14 protein-coding genes are annotated in these 14,569 nt (G+C 70.9%); 6 read left to right on the top strand and 8 right to left on the bottom strand.

The genetic code is table 11. The features are described 5' to 3' along the window. Positions 1-36: 36 nt before the first annotated feature. Both ACZ6TI_RS27800 and ACZ6TI_RS27795 read right to left on the bottom strand, forming a co-directional pair. Entirely contained in the window at positions 37-1,395 is a 1,359-nt protein-coding gene (locus ACZ6TI_RS27800) for an MFS transporter (protein WP_465348101.1), read from the bottom strand. A 214-nt stretch (positions 1,396-1,609) separates the two neighbouring features. Further along, a complete protein-coding gene (locus ACZ6TI_RS27795) occupies positions 1,610-2,041 on the bottom strand; it encodes a hypothetical protein (RefSeq protein WP_465348100.1) in 432 nt (143 codons plus the stop codon). Positions 2,042-2,116: 75 nt separating this feature from the next. Here ACZ6TI_RS27795 and ACZ6TI_RS27790 point away from each other — a divergent pair, with 75 nt between their 5' ends. Both ACZ6TI_RS27790 and ACZ6TI_RS27785 read left to right on the top strand, forming a co-directional pair. After that, positions 2,117-2,578: a hypothetical protein gene (locus ACZ6TI_RS27790; protein WP_465348099.1), complete on the top strand. Its 462-nt coding sequence runs from the start codon at positions 2,117-2,119 to the stop codon at positions 2,576-2,578. Next, positions 2,575-3,027: a hypothetical protein gene (locus tag ACZ6TI_RS27785; RefSeq protein ID WP_465348098.1), complete on the top strand. Its 453-nt coding sequence runs from the start codon at positions 2,575-2,577 to the stop codon at positions 3,025-3,027. Before ACZ6TI_RS27790 ends, ACZ6TI_RS27785 begins: the two co-directional genes overlap by 4 nt. A gap of 36 nt (positions 3,028-3,063) precedes the next feature. Here the strand turns inward: ACZ6TI_RS27785 and ctaD are convergent, their stop codons facing one another. Next, entirely contained in the window at positions 3,064-4,824 is a 1,761-nt protein-coding gene (ctaD, locus tag ACZ6TI_RS27780; RefSeq protein WP_465348097.1) for an aa3-type cytochrome oxidase subunit I, read from the bottom strand. A 124-nt stretch (positions 4,825-4,948) separates the two neighbouring features. Continuing rightward, positions 4,949-6,058: an FAD-dependent monooxygenase gene (locus ACZ6TI_RS27775; protein WP_465348096.1), complete on the bottom strand. Its 1,110-nt coding sequence runs from the start codon at positions 6,056-6,058 to the stop codon at positions 4,949-4,951. A 141-nt stretch (positions 6,059-6,199) separates the two neighbouring features. Between ACZ6TI_RS27775 and ACZ6TI_RS27770 the strand changes: the two genes are divergently transcribed. Continuing rightward, positions 6,200-6,592, top strand: a complete 393-nt coding sequence (locus ACZ6TI_RS27770) for a VOC family protein (protein WP_465348095.1) — start codon at positions 6,200-6,202, stop codon at positions 6,590-6,592. 4 nt (positions 6,593-6,596) lie between these two features. Here ACZ6TI_RS27770 and ACZ6TI_RS27765 read toward each other — a convergent pair whose 3' ends face one another. Continuing rightward, positions 6,597-7,265, bottom strand: coding sequence for a helix-turn-helix domain-containing protein (locus ACZ6TI_RS27765; protein WP_465348094.1), 669 nt, complete (start codon positions 7,263-7,265; stop codon positions 6,597-6,599). A 65-nt stretch (positions 7,266-7,330) separates the two neighbouring features. Between ACZ6TI_RS27765 and ACZ6TI_RS27760 the strand changes: the two genes are divergently transcribed. Continuing rightward, positions 7,331-8,404, top strand: coding sequence for a DNA polymerase ligase N-terminal domain-containing protein (locus ACZ6TI_RS27760; RefSeq protein ID WP_465348093.1), 1,074 nt, complete (start codon positions 7,331-7,333; stop codon positions 8,402-8,404). Positions 8,405-8,535: 131 nt separating this feature from the next. Then, entirely contained in the window at positions 8,536-9,906 is a 1,371-nt protein-coding gene (locus ACZ6TI_RS27755) for an MGH1-like glycoside hydrolase domain-containing protein (protein WP_465348092.1), read from the top strand. On the opposite strand, the gene ACZ6TI_RS27750 is transcribed toward ACZ6TI_RS27755, so the two are convergent. Beyond that, positions 9,887-10,474, bottom strand: coding sequence for an MBL fold metallo-hydrolase (locus ACZ6TI_RS27750; protein ID WP_465348400.1), 588 nt, complete (start codon positions 10,472-10,474; stop codon positions 9,887-9,889). The genes ACZ6TI_RS27755 and ACZ6TI_RS27750 overlap by 20 nt on opposite strands. Beyond that, positions 10,471-11,556, bottom strand: a complete 1,086-nt coding sequence (locus ACZ6TI_RS27745; RefSeq protein WP_465348091.1) for an S-(hydroxymethyl)mycothiol dehydrogenase — start codon at positions 11,554-11,556, stop codon at positions 10,471-10,473. Before ACZ6TI_RS27745 ends, ACZ6TI_RS27750 begins: the two co-directional genes overlap by 4 nt. A 127-nt stretch (positions 11,557-11,683) precedes the next feature. On the opposite strand from ACZ6TI_RS27745, the gene ACZ6TI_RS27740 reads away from it, so the two are divergent. Then, positions 11,684-13,738, top strand: a complete 2,055-nt coding sequence (locus tag ACZ6TI_RS27740) for a TPM domain-containing protein (protein WP_465348090.1) — start codon at positions 11,684-11,686, stop codon at positions 13,736-13,738. Positions 13,739-13,853: 115 nt separating this feature from the next. Here ACZ6TI_RS27740 and ACZ6TI_RS27735 read toward each other — a convergent pair whose 3' ends face one another. Further along, positions 13,854-14,336 carry a MarR family winged helix-turn-helix transcriptional regulator gene (locus ACZ6TI_RS27735; protein ID WP_465348089.1) on the bottom strand — a complete coding sequence of 161 codons (483 nt, stop codon included), beginning with the start codon at positions 14,334-14,336 and terminating at the stop codon, positions 13,854-13,856. Between the last annotated feature and the right edge of the window lie 233 nt (positions 14,337-14,569).

Raw genomic sequence — 14,569 nt, 5'->3', positions numbered from 1 at the left:
ATTTGCCATGAGGGCTGCGCGGGCGCGCGAGGGAGGTCAGAGGCGGCTGTTCACCGTGGGGATCTCCGTGGCCGGCCCCGCCGCACCCGTGTCGAGCGCCGCAACCGGCTCTCGTTCCATCGCCGGGCCGCCGTTGCTCTCGGCCGCAGCGGAATTTGCGGCCGATCCCGGCTCCGAGGCCGCCGCCGAGTCCAGCGGCGCCGGAGAAGTCGGCGCCGCGGCGTCCGCGTGGCGGCGGCGCAGCTCGGCGGGCAACACCAGCAGCGCCACCAAGACGCCCACCCCACCGACGGCGGCGAACCCCCACGGCGGCGACTGCCAGTCCATCACCACTCCGGCCAGCGGCGCGCCCAGGGCGACACCGACCGTCAAGGCCGAGTTGTGCCACCCCATGGCCTCGCCTCGGGCACCCGCCGGGATCATCCGGCTGACCGCGTCGGCCGTCGCCGTGATCGTCGGCGCGCACAGCGCTCCGGCCGGGATGATCAGCAGGGCCAGCAACCACCAGTGTCCGCCGCCGAGCCCGATCGGGATGGTCAGCAGCGCCATCGGGGCGAACAGCGTCAGCGGCGACAACCCGCGCTTGATCGTGCCGTAGGCGAACCCGCCGACCAGCGAATATGCCGCCCACAAGCCGAGCACCGCGCCGGTCCACTCGATCTCACCGGACTCGCGCAGCACCGCCACCACCGCCACGTCGGTGCCGCTCAGCACGATCGTGGCCGCCGCGGTGATGGCCAGCACGCCGACCAGGCGCGGCTTGAGCCAGTCGCGTCGCGGGATGCGCACCGACGAAGAGATCGGACCCTCGTCCTTGCTGCGGATCGGCGGGTCGAGCAGGTAGAGCCCGATGCCGGAGACCAGGATGCCGGCGCCCACCGCATACATCGCGATGTGCCCGCCCGCCCCGGTCGCGATCAGCACGCCGAGCGCCGGGCCCGCCATGAACGACAGCTCGGTGGTGATCGAGTCGAGCGCGAACGCCGGCAGCCGATGCGACTCCGGCGCGAGCGCGGCGATCGACTGGCGGGCCACCGCGAACGCCGGCAACGCCAGGAACCCGCTGAACAGGGCCGTGGTCAGCAGCGCCCAATAGGGCATCGAGGGAGACGAGAACCAGAACAGGCACTCGGCGACCGTGGTCAGCATGAGCACCGGCCGCAGACCCTTACGGTCGGTGATCCGGCCCATCACCGGCGCACCGAGCGACCCGCCGATCGTGAAGGCGGCGCCGACCAGCCCGGCCAGGAAATAACCCAGGCCAAGGTCCTGCACCACGTGCAAAGTCAGCGTCACCGTGCCCGCGGCGATCGGAATGCGTGCCAGCGTGGCCACCACCAGCAACGACTTGATGCCGCGCAGGGCGAGGGTCTCGCGGTAAGGCGTGAGTGTCATGACGGTCCTAACCTCCGCCAGACATCCTCTCGCTCGGGTACGACATGTTTCGAGTGAGTTAGACGAGCGTCACGTCCCGCGAACGCCATTCAAGATCAAGATCAGGATTGCTCGGGTCCGTCGTGGTCCGAGACGTCGCTCCCGCCAGGCACCGGCTCGCTAGCGCTCGCCTGCCGGCTGCGTGAGCAGAAACCACGCTTCGCCCCCGATGGGGTCAGATGGAGCGGAGGGCCTGTTCGTAGGCTTGCCGGTCGAAGCGGAACGGGCCCAAGCCGGTGTAGTCCCAGTTCTCTCGGTGTGGCTGCTGGAAGTCGGACCACTCGACCTGGTCTTCGTCGACGGTCACCCGGGCGCGGAGCGGCCAGCATTCCCAGTCGCCGCACTGGCAGCCGAGCAGGACGGTGCGGGCGTCGTCGGCGCCGGTGCGCGCCGGCTCGCCGAGGAAGTGGCGGCCGGGCCAGGCGCAGGTCGACAGGCCGAGTCCCAGGTAACCACCAGCCGGCGACGGTGGATCGGCGGCCGCCTGGGGCTCCTCGACCTCGCGGGCCAGGTCGACCAGCGGACGGCCGTTGACGTGCGGCATCACCGTGCGGGCGACCGTACCGAAATCGGTGATCTCCACGACCTCGAACTCGATCCGATCCATGGCCGCGACCATAGTCCCGGCGATCCGGCGAAGCGCCGGAATTTCGGGCTTGACCAGGCTCTCTAGGCTGCGGCGATGTCGTGGAGCATCCTGCTGGTCGCGGCCCGCACCGCGGACGTCGACCGAGTCGTGCCGGACGTGCTGCGGCCGACCGGTGAAGTGCTCAGTTTCGAGGAGGCGGTATCACCGGCCCGGAACCAGGGCATGTCGACCACCACGATCGGTCCGTGGGGGGTCGTCCTCGACGTCGGCGGGCGCCTCGCCGGAGCCCCGCATCATCTGGCCGGCGCGTCGGCCGGCACCGACCTGCACCTGATCCGGATCGCCTTCGACCCGGCCGTGATGGACTTCCGGGACGGCAGCCGCCTGCGGGATCTGCACACTCGGCAGGCCTGCTTCGAGCTGGCGCCCAACGACGACAACGACGGCGAAGCCTGCGCGATCGAGCTGCTCGCCGAGCGCACCGGCCTGCGGTTCCCGGATGACCTGGCGGACGCGACGTTCCGCCACTTCCAGCTGCCGGCGGCGGCGCGATGACCAGGGAGATCGAGGTCATCGTGGTGCGGACCGGCCGCCTCGGCCTCGCCCTGCCGGACGTGCTGGTGGAGACGAAGAATGAGGTGCGCTTCGGCGTGGCCGTCTCCCCCGGGCTCTACGGCGGCTTGGGCGCGACCGTCATCGGGCCGTGGGCGGTCGCCGTGGACATCAACTGCCGACTGTCCGGCGACGCCTTCCACCTGCGGGAGTCGTCCCGCTCGACCGACCTGCACGTGGTGCGGATCGCCACCGAGCCGATCGCCCTGCACTGGCGCGACAGCCGGCCGGTCACCGAGGCGCGCGGCCTCGACGAGTGCCTGGCCCTGGCGGCGCGCGACGACCGCGACGGCGAGATCTGCGCGACCGAGATCCTGCGGCAGTGGACGGGTCTCCGCTTCCCGATCGACCTGTGGGCCGCGCCGTTCACGGTCTTCAAGCCCGACCGCTGAAAGCGGAACGGCCCGCCGGTGGGCGGGCCGTTCGGGCTACTTCTTCTCGTCGACGTCAGAACCGACATCTTCCTGGTAGGTCGCGCCGCCGTCCGACTCGCTGGTCAGCGGGCGTGCGCCGCCCTCGGGTGGGCCCGCCAGGTGTGGTCCGGCGGCGAGCTCGGGGAATTTCGCGTCGAAGGCCGGGCGCTCCGAGCGGATGCGCGGCATCCGGTCGAAGTTACGCAGCGGCGGCGGGCACGAGGTGGCCCACTCGAGCGAGTTGCCGTGCCCCCAGGGGTCGTCGACCGTGACGAGCTGGCCGACCTTGTAGGACTTCCACACGTTGTAGATGAACGGCAGCGTCGACAGCCCCAGCACGAACGAGCCGAGTGTCGAGAACGTGTTCAGGAACGTGAAGCCGTCACTGGGCAGGTAGTCCGCATAACGCCGGGGCATGCCCTCGGTGCCCAGCCAGTGCTGCACCAGGAAGGTGGCGTGGAAGCCGAAGAAGGTGAGCCAGAAGTGCACCTTGCCCAGCCGGTCGTCGAGCATCCGCCCGAACATCTTCGGGAACCAGAAATAGATCCCGGCGAACACCGCGAACACGATCGTGCCGAACAGCACGTAGTGGAAGTGCGCGATGACGAAGTAGGAGTCCGACACGTGGAAGTCGATCGGCGGGGCCGCGAGCAGCACGCCGGACAGACCGCCGAAGAGGAACGTCACGAGGAAGCCGATGGCGAACATCATCGGTGTCTCGAAGCTGATCTGGCCGCGCCACATCGTGCCGATCCACACGAAGAACTTCATGCCCGTCGGCACCGCGATCAGGAAGCTCAGGAAGCTGAAGAACGGCAGCAGCACCTGGCCGGTGACGAACATGTGGTGCGCCCACACGCTCATCGACAGCGCGGCGATCAGCAGGGTGGCCGAGACCAAGCCCTTGTAACCGAACACCGGCTTGCGGCTGAACACCGGAATGACCTCGGTGATGATGCCGAAGAACGGCAGCGCGACGATGTAGACCTCGGGGTGCCCGAAGAACCAGAAGAGGTGCTGCCACAACATCGGCCCGCCGGTCTCCACGTTGAAGACCTGGGCGCCGAGGATGCGGTCGGCGGCCAATGCGAACAGCGCGGCGGCCAGGAACGGGAAGACCAGGACCACCAGCAGGCTCGTGACCAGGATGTTCCACGTCATGATCGGCATCCGGAACATGGTCATGCCGGGCGCGCGCAACGTGAGGATCGTGGTGATCATGTTGACGCCACCGAGGATGGTGCCCAGACCCGAGATCGCCAGGCCGACCACCCACATGTTGCCGCCGACGCCCGGCGAGTGCAGACCATCGCTGAGCGGCGTGTACGCGAACCAGCCGAAGTCCGCCGCCCCACCAGGGGTCAGGAACCCCGCCACCGCGATCGTGCCGCCGAACAGATACAGCCAGTATGCGAACGAGTTCAGCCGCGGGAACGAGACGTCCGGCGCCCCGATCTGGATCGGCACCACGAAGTTCGCGAACGCGAACACGATCGGCGTCGCGAAGAACAGCAGCATGATCGTGCCGTGCATGGTGAACAGCTGGTTGTATTGCTCGGGCGACAGGAACTGCATGCCCGGCCGGGCCAGCTCGGCGCGCATCAGCAGCGCCATCAAGCCGCCGAGCATGAAGAACACGAAGGCCGTGATCATGTACATGATCCCGATCTGCTTCGCGTCCGTCGTGCGCAGAATCCGCGCGATCGCTGAGCCCTTGACCTGGGGGCGGACCGGCCATGGCCGGGTCACGATCGGCTTAGGCGCGACGGTCGTCACCAATAGCCTCCGGTGTCTCGTTCGTCCCACTCAGTACGCCCGAAGGAAAAGGCGTGCCTCGCAGGCAGAATAGTCCCCCATCCGGTTACCGCGGGCGGGGGGTGACCAAACCGCGAGGGCGCGTTCACATGGGTCGGACCAGCTCGCGCAGCTGCTCCGCGAAGATCTGCTGGCCGCGCCGCCGCAACATCGGGTCGCGCAGTGCGGGCGGCACGTCCCGGGAGGTGTCGCGCTCGCGGGTGCGCGCCCGCACCTGCTCGCAGCGCGGCCGGCGGCGGGCCTCATATGACGCCAGAGCGGCCGGAATGTCGTCGGGCGTGGCGCGCAGCACCTCACCGAGCACCACCGCGTCCTCGAAGGCCATCGCCGCGCCCTGGGCCAGCGTCGGCGCGGTGGCGTGCGCCGCATCGCCGACCAGCAGCACCGGACCGCGCGACCAGCTCTCCAGCACCACCTCGTCGGTGCGCGCCACGGAGACCTTGTCGATCGCGTCGAGGATCGCCGGCACCGGCCCGCCGAAGTCGCCGAACAGCTCGCGCAGCCGCGCCTTGGGGTCCGCCGGGTTGGGCGTGTCGGCGTCGGCCGTCTCGTCGGCATAGCAATACAGCCGCCGGCTGCCCATCGGCATCACGGTGAACGCCGAGCGCCGCCCGAGCAGGGCCGTCCAGTCGCTGAGCTGAGGACCGCCGGTGACCACGCTGCGGTAGACGATCTGGCCGGTGGGCACCGCGGGACCGCCGAGCCCGGCCCGGGCCCGCACCGTCGAGCGCCGGCCGTCGGCGCCGATCACCAGGTCGTATTCCTGCATGCGGCCGCCGGCGAACTCGACCTTGGCGGCGCCGTCGACGATCTGCAGGTCGTGCACGGCGGTGTCGTAGCGGACCTCGCCGCCGACCCCGGTGAGCAGCACCTGCTGGAGATCGCCGCGGGACAGCACCCGGGACTCGCCGACGCCGGCCCAGAGAGCGGCCACGTCGAGCTCGAACAGCGGTCCGCCGGCCGCGTCCAGGAACACCTGGCGGAAGATCAGGTCGCCGAGCGGGCGCAGCGGCGCGTCCAGCCCGAGCAGGCGGAGCGCGCGCGTGGCATTGCCGGGGAGATGGATCCCGGCGCCGGGCATCATGCTGGCCGGAAGCTCCTCGACCACGTCGGGCCGGAAGCCGGCGACCCGCAGGCCCCTGGCCGCGGCCAGACCGGCGATGCCGGCGCCCACGACGAGGATGCGCAAGGTCATCGGAGCAACGCCTCCGAGGGGAGTTGGATACGCGTCGGAGCCAAGACACTACCCGGCGCCACCGGAGGGTGAAACCCACGATCAAGTCGGCGTCCGATTTGTTCAAGACGCGCAATGGACATTGCTCGTACGGTCGAGCGCATGGCACCCACTTTCAATGCGATCGGGCTGGCCGCGGCAGACATGGCCGCCACCCTCGCCTTCTATCGTTCGCTCGGACTGGAGATCGCACCCGAGCAGGACAAGGAGCCGCATGCCGAGGCGCTGCTCCCCGGCGGCATCCGACTGATGTTCGACTCCCATGAATCGCTGAAGCAGCTTGATCCGAATTGGACTCCGGGCGACCCGGAGGGCGGTGGCGCTCTCGCCTTCGTCTGCGACGACGCGGCCGAGGTGGACAGCACGCACGCCGCGCTGGTCGCCGCGGGTCATCGCAGTTACAAGGAGCCGTGGGACGCGGTCTGGGGCCAGCGTTACGCCCAGGTCTACGACCCCGACAACCGGGTGATCGATCTCTTCGCGTGGCTCCCATAGACAGTCATCTGACCAGCGCCGTCATCGGCACGCCGGCCAGCGCCCGCGCATCTCGGGAGAGGTGGGCCTGGTCGGCGTAGCCACTGATCGCGGACACTTCGGCCAGCGGCGTGCCGTTGCGGGCCAGGCCGAGCGCCCGCTGCAGACGCAGGATCCGGGTCAGCGTCTTCGGCCCGTACCCGAAACCGGTCTTGACCCGTCTGTGCAGCTGGCGCGCGCTGAGGCCGAGCCGCCCGGCGATCGCGTCGACCGTCCACCCGGCCCGCGCCCGCGCGGCGACCTCGACCAGCGCCGGGTCGGGCGCAAGCCAATGGCGCAGCGCCGCCTCCTCGAGAGCGGCCGCCGGATCGTCGGACTCGGCGATGACGCGCACCTCGGCCGGCGACCAGATCTGGTCGAGCGGCACCTGGCGGTCGGTGAACTCGTCGGCCGGCGCACCGGTGACCAGCGGACCCGTGCCGGCGGCGAAGCGCAGCCCGAACAGCCGGCCGGGGCGGACCGTCACGAAGGATTGGGCGGTCGTGTCCGGCCCGGCGACGAAGACCGAGCCGTCGTGCCAGATCAGGTCCATGCAGCCGTCGGGGAGGATGCGCGAGGCGTTGCGGCCGGGCTGGACGCGCGATCGCCAGGCGATCACGTGCGGCAACCGGCCGGCTGGACGTTCCGAATACATGCAAGGACCTTCGCACAGGGGTACGACAATTTCCCGGCGAGGCGAGCGGCGGCGACAATGGGCCGGTGAGCGACCGCCTCGACGAGTATCGCCGCAAGCGCGACGCCAACCGCACGCCCGAGCCGGTCCCGCAGCGCCGGCCCGAGCCGCGCGAGCGGGAGAACAGGTTCGTCATCCAGCAGCATCACGCCCGCGCCCTGCACTGGGACGTGCGGCTGGAACGCAACGGCGTGCTGGTCTCGTTCGCCGTGCCGCGCGGCCCGCCCCGCGACCGCAGCCGGAACAACCTGGCCAAGCACACCGAGGACCACCCGCTCGAATACCTCGACTTCTCCGGCGAGATCCCGGCCGGCGAATACGGCGGCGGCCGGATGTTCATCCACGATCGAGGCACCTACGAGACGGACAAGTGGCGGGACGACGAGATCAGCGTCATCTTTCACGGCGACCGCACATCCGGGCGTTACGTCTTCTTCCAGACCGGCGGCAAGGACTGGATGGTGCGCCGGATGGATCCCGCCGAGCCGGGCTGGCAGAGCATGCCCGACCTGGTCGAGCCGATGACCGCCACCCGGTCCGCCAAGCTGCCGGCCGACGACGCCGAGTGGGGCTACGAGATGAGCTGGGCCGGCCGGCGGACGGTGGCCTACGTGTCCGGCGGCCGGGTGAAACTGCTGGATGCGACCGGCGCCGAGGTCACCTCGTGGTACCCGGAGATCCGTGGCCTGGGCGACGCGATGGCCCCGACCGAGGCGGTGCTGGACGGCGAGATCGTGGCGTTCGACGGCACCGCGCCGTCGGCCGGGCTGCTGTCCCGGCGCACGGAGCCGAAGGACGCCGCGGCGGCCCGCCGCGCGGCCGAGCGGACGCCGGTGCAGTTCCTCGCCTACGACCTGCTGTGGCTCGAGGGCCACGCCACGGTCGAGGCGATCGGGTACGCTGAACGCCGCGAGCTGCTCGAAGGCCTGGGTGTCGCCGGTGATCACTGGCAGACTCCGCCCTACTTCCCGAGCGGCGGCACGTTCGCCCTGGACGCAGCGATTGCGCAGGGCCTCGATGGCATCGTCGCCAAGCGTCTCGATTCGCCCTATCTCGCCGGACGGCGGAGCCGATTCTGGCTGATGATCTCTGCCAGTTGACCGCCCGCGTTCCTTAAGGTTGGGCGCCCATCACCCGATGAAGGGGGTTTGGTCACACGGGCTTCGGAAAGGTCTACGTTGAGATGCATCGAACAAGACCTGATCCGACAACCGGCCCTGTGACTTCGGAAATGTCTGCTGAACTCTGGAAATCCGCCGCGCAAGTCCTCTCGATCAACTGGATCAACGACCACACCGTGCCGTCCCGCCGGCTCTATCCGCACCAGTGGAGCTGGGATTCGGCGTTCATCGCCATCGGGCTGGCCTATGTCAACCCCGGCCGAGCCTGGCGCGACCTGCGGAGCCTCTTCGAGGCACAGTGGCCCGACGGCCGCGTGCCGCACATCGTCTTCGACCCGAGCGTGGCGGAAGGTGACTACTTCCCCGGCCCCGCGTTCTGGGACGTTCCCGCGCACGGTTCCCGGCCCGCCCGGGGCAGCACCGGCCTGGTGCAGCCGCCGATGCACCCGATTGCGGCATGGGAGGTCTACCGCCACTCGACGTCGCACGGCGCCGCCTGCGCACAGCAGGCCGTCGACGAGCTGAAGTGGCTCTACCCGCGCCTCGTCGCGCAGCAGGAATATCTGACCGGCCGGCGCGACGCGGGTGGCGCCGGGCTGGCCAGCCTGGTGCACCCGTGGGAGTCGGGCGTCGACAACAGCCCGTCGTGGGACGCGGCGATGTCCGCGGTGCCGGCCGACATGAGCCTGCTCGCCCGCTACAAGCGTCGTGACCTCGAGGTCGCGGACGCGTCGCACCGGCCGACCGACGTCGACTACGCGCGCTACGTGCATCTGGTGGTGGATTACAAGGAGTCCGGTTACTCCGACGCCGATCTCGCGCACCGGCACGACTTCGTGGTCGAGTGCCCGTCCTTCAACTCGATCCTGGGCGCGGCCGAGATGGCGCTGGCCCGGATCGCCACCGTCGTCGGAGCCGACCCGGCCGTGCACCGCGAGCGCGCCCAGCGCATCACGACCGCCATGATCGACCGCTTGTGGGACGCGAACTCCGGGACCTTCCGGGTGCGCGACGTGCGCACCGGCATGCTGAGCCCGGCGCGCTGCGTCACCGGCCTGGTGCCGCTGATCCTGCCCGCGCTGCCGCCGGAGCACGCGGCCGCGATCGTCGCCGAGGCGTCGTCGCACCGGTTCGGCCTGCCGGAGCAGACCGGGCTGCCGGTGCCCAGTTACGACCGCACCGCGCCCGATTTCGACCCGGTGCGTTACTGGCGCGGTCCGACCTGGATCAACGTGAACTGGCTGCTGCGCCGCGGGCTCCAGCAGCACGGCTACGCCGACCTGGCGGAAGACCTGCGCGCGTCGATGCTGCGCATGGTGCACCGCTCGGGCTTCTACGAGTATTTCCACCCCGGCACCGGCGAGGGCATCGGGGCGCCGACCTTCAGCTGGACGGCTGCCCTGACGCTCGACCTGCTGGCCGACCGATCCGCGCCGGTCTATGCCCCCGCCGCCGCGGGAGCTATATCCTCTCGGATGTGATCAAGGTGTCGCGACCGTGGCCCGTGTGGACCACGGTCGCACCCGGCAGGGTGAAGAGCCGCTCCTTGATCGACTGCACGATGGTGTCGTAGTCGCTGTAGGACCGCCCGGTCGCGCCCGGCCCGCCGTGGAACAGCGTGTCACCGGTGAACACACAGCCCAGCTCGGCCGAATAGAAGCAGACCGCGCCCGGGCTGTGCCCGGGCGTGTGCAGCACGGTCAGCCCGGCGATCTCCTGACCGTCGGCCAGCGGCTGCGGCATCGGCACGTCGGGGTGCGTCAGCTTCCACAGCGGTTCCTCGGCCGGATGCAGATGCAGCGGCGCCCCGGTCGCCTCGGCCAGCGCCGGCGCCACCCGCACATGGTCGTCGTGCGCGTGGGTCAGCAGGATCGCGGTCACCCGCCGCCCGCCGACCACGCTCAGGATCGCGTCGACGTCGTGCGGCGCGTCGATCACCACGCAGGACTCGTCGTCGCCGACCACCCAGACGTTGTTGTCCACGTCGAAGGTCTGGCCGTCCAGCGAGAACGTGCCGCTGGTCACGCCGTGGTCGACGCGCGCCATCAGAAGATCACCACCGAGCGCAGCACGCCGCCGGTGTGCATCTTGGCGAACGCCTCCTCGACCTGGTCCAGGCGGATCTCCTCGGTCACGAACGCGTCCAGGTCGACCCGGCCCTGCAGGTAAAGCTCGGTGATCATCGGGAAGTCACGGCTGGGCAGGCAGTCGCCGTACCAACTGCTCTTCAGCGCTCCGCCGCGGCCGAACACGTCGAGCAGCGGCAGCTCGATGGTCATCTCCGGGGTCGGCACGCCGACCAGCACCACGGTGCCGGCCAGGTCACGGGCATAGAACGCCTGCTTGTAGGTCTCCGGCCGGCCGACCGCCTCGACCACCACGTCGGCGCCGAAACCGCCGGTCAGCGCCCGCACGGCCTCGACGACGTCCACGCCCCGGGCGTTGATCGTGTGGGTGGCGCCGAATTTGCGCGCCCACTCCAGTTTCTGGTCGTCGGTGTCGATCGCGATGATCGTGGTGGCGCCGGCCAGTGCCGCGCCGACGATCGCGCCGTCGCCGACCCCGCCGCAGCCGATCACCGCGATCGAGTCGCCGCGGCCGACACCGCCGGTGTTGATCGCCGCGCCGATGCCCGCCATCACGCCACAGCCGAGCAGGCCGACGGCGGCGGGCCGGGCCCGCGGATCCACCTTGGTGCACTGGCCGGCGTGCACCAGCGTCTTCTCCACGAACGCGCCGATGCCCAGCGCCGGAGACAGCTCGGTGCCGTCGGTGAGCGTCATCTTCTGCGCCGCGTTGTGCGTGGCGAAGCAGTACCACGGCTTGCCCTTGTCGCAGGCGCGGCAGTTGCCGCACACCGCACGCCAGTTGAGCACCACGAAGTCGCCGGGCGCGATGTCGGTCACCCCGGCGCCCACCGACTCGACGACGCCGGCCGCCTCGTGGCCCAGCAGGAACGGATAGTCGTCGTTGATGCCGCCCTCGCGGTAGTGCAGGTCGGTGTGGCAGACCCCGCAGGCCTGGATCTTGACGACCGCCTCACCGGGCCCCGGGTCGGGGACGACGATCGTGGTCACCTCGACCGGCGCCTTCTTTGATCGCGAGATGACACCCTGCACCTGCTGACTCACGGCGAACCACCTTCCTTTTGCATCGGGCCAGTGCATCCTGACACGTCGCGGGGTGTCGGCCGGAAGTTATCCACAGGCAAAAGATTCGGGTACGCGCCACCGCCCCCACCCCAATAAGTTGTTCCTCGTGAAGCAAACCTGGTCGGCCCTCATCGTCCTGGCTGTCGTGCTGCTCGTTCCCGCGCCCGCCGCGGCCACGCCACCGCAGCGACTCGCCGCCCAGGTGGTCGACGAGGCCGGCGCGCTCGGCGGCGGGCGGTCCGCCGTCGACGCCGCGCTGACCCGGTTGCAGGACGAGACCGACATCCAGCTGTTCGTGGTGTTCGTCGAGTCGTTCGACGGCCTCCCGGCGCAGCAATGGACCGACGAGACGGCGTCGCTGAGCGACCTGGGCGACCGCGACGCGCTGCTGGCGGTGGCCACCGCCGACCGGGCTTATGCCTATTCGTTCCCGGAGGACGCCCGCCTGTCCGACGACGAGCTCAGCGAGGTGGCGGCCGATGACATCGAGCCCGCGCTCGGCACCAACGACTGGGCCGGCGCGGTGGTGGCCGGCGCCGATGGTTACCGCGCGGCCGTCGCGTCCTCCGGCTCGAAAACGCTGATCTGGGTGCTGGTCGTCTTCCTGGTGGTGATGGCCGGCGCGATCATCTGGGTGGTGGTGCGCCGCCGCCGAGCCGAGGCGGCCGCGCCGACGACCACGACGACCGACGAGTGGACCGGGCCGCCGCCCGGTCCCTCGCTGGAGGAGCTGACCACCCAGGCCAACGCCCTGCTGCTGGAGCTCGACGACGATCTGCGGGTGAGCGAGCGCGAGCTGGCGCTGGCCACCGGGCAATACGGCGCACCGGCCACCGAGCGGTTCCGCGCGGCGCTCGAGGCCTCCCGCGCCGATGTGGCGGAGGCCTTCCGGCTGCGCACCACTCTCGACGAGGAGCCGGCGCCCGAGCTCGCCACCCGGCGCCAGACGCTGACCCTGATCATCGAGCGCTGCACCGCCGCCGACCAGCGGCTCGACGCCGAGTCCGAGGCGTTCGACCAGCTCCGCGATCTGGAGGGCCGCGCCGCGGAGGTGGCCGCCGAGGTGGATCGGCGGCGGGCCGAGGTGGCGGCCGCCCTGCCCGGCGCCGCGCCGGCCCTGGAGACGATCACTTCGAGGTACGCGGGACCCACGGTCACGTCCGTCGAGCAAAACGTCGCGCAGGCCGGCGAGCGCCTGAGTTTCGCGGCGACCGCGCTGGCCCAGGCACAAGCCGCCATCACCGGGGTGGAGCCGGCCACCGACGTCCTCGGCGGCGCCGTCCCCGGTGGCGATCGGGCCGAGGCCGCCCTCGCGCTGCGTGCCGCCGAGCAGGCGGTCGACCAGGCCGAGCAGCTCGTCGCCGCGGTGCACCAGGCGGTGACCGACCTCGACGCCGCGCGCAAGGCGGCCGACGCCCTGATCCTCGAGGTGGAGGCCGAGGTCGCGGCCGGCCGGGCGGCGCTGACCGGCCCTGCGCCCGCCTCCGACGAGCTGGGCACGGCGGTAAGCAGCGCCGAGCAGGTGCTGACCGAGGCCCGGGCCGAGTTGTCCGCTCCGACGTCCGACCCGATCACCATGTCCGGGCGTCTGCAGGCCGCCGACGCCGCCCTGGACCACGCTCTGGCCGAGGCCCGCGACACCGCCGAGCGGGCCGCGCGGGCCCGCAGCCTGCTCGCCCAGGCGCTGCCGGTGGCGCGGTCCGAGGTCGCGGCGGCGAACAGCTACATCACCACCCGCCGAGGCGCGGTCAACACCAACGCCCGGGCCACGCTCTCCGAGGCCGAGCGGCATCTGGCGCTGGCCGAGAGCCTGGCGACGACCGAGCCGGTGAGCGCGGTGACCGAGGCCCAGCAGGCGCAGCGGCTGGCGGCGAGCGCGACCCGCGTGGCGCGGGCAGACGTGCAGTCGTTCAGCAGCGGCTACGAGCCGGCGGACACGGCCGACGACTCGTTCTTCGGGGCGTTCCTGGGTGGGCTGCTGTCCGGCGACGGCGGTGGAGGCGGTTATCGGAGCGGTTATCGCAGCCGGTCGCGCAGCAGCTGGAGCGGTGGCGGCTTCGGCGGCAGCGGCTCACGCAGCCGCCGCACCGGCGGCAGCAGCGGGAGCAGCAGCCGAAGCAGCGGCGGCGGAGGCCGCCGAGGAGGCGGAGGCCGTTTCTAAAAGACGGCGGCCGCAGGCCGCGACGACAGCGGCCACGCGAGACCGGCGAGCGAAGACCGGCGAGCGAAGACCGGCGAGCGAAGACCGGCAAGCGAAGACCGGCGCAGGAAGGGCTCTAGCGCTCCGACGAAGACAGCGGCTTCACTTCGACCGGCGTCTCCAGCAGGCTGTCGCAGACCTTGGCGAGCTGCTTGATCTGGGTCGGCGTCAGCCGGTCGAACACCAGCTGCTGCACGGCCTCGGCATGTCCCGGCGCCGACTCCACGACCTTGGCATAGCCGGCGTCGGTCAGCATCGCGATCTGCACCCGGCCGTCCTCCGGATCACGCACCCGCTGCACCCAGCCCTGCGCCTCCAGCCGCGCCACCACGTGCGACAGCCGGGACAGCGAGGCGGTCGCGCGCTTGGCCAGCTTGCTCATCGCGAGGCGGCGGTCCGGCTCCTCGGAGAGGCTGACAAGGACGACGTAACCCATGTGCGTCAGGCCCGAATCCCGCTGCAGCTGGGTTTCCAGGGCAGCCGGCACCCGGCTCAGCACGGCGACGAAGCGGCGCCACACCAACTGCTCTTCGTCGGTCAACCACCGCGGCTCGTCCATGATGGCAGGTTAGTTACCCGTGATCGGGCCGCCATCGACCGGGTGGTCAGGTTGTGAAACAGAAATTGAACAAACGGGCAGGTCGATCGACATCCATGAACGTCGCGGATACTCTGCACGGGTGCTACACCCCGGACTCGGGGGGGGGGGGGGGGGGGGGGGGGGGGGGGGGGGGGGGGGGGGGGGGGGGGGGGGGGGGGGGGGGGGGGGGGGGGGGGGGGGGGGGGGGGGGG

This window comes from Actinoplanes sp. NPDC051388, from assembly GCF_055586225.1.
This window is presented reverse-complemented; position numbering and strand designations above follow the sequence as displayed.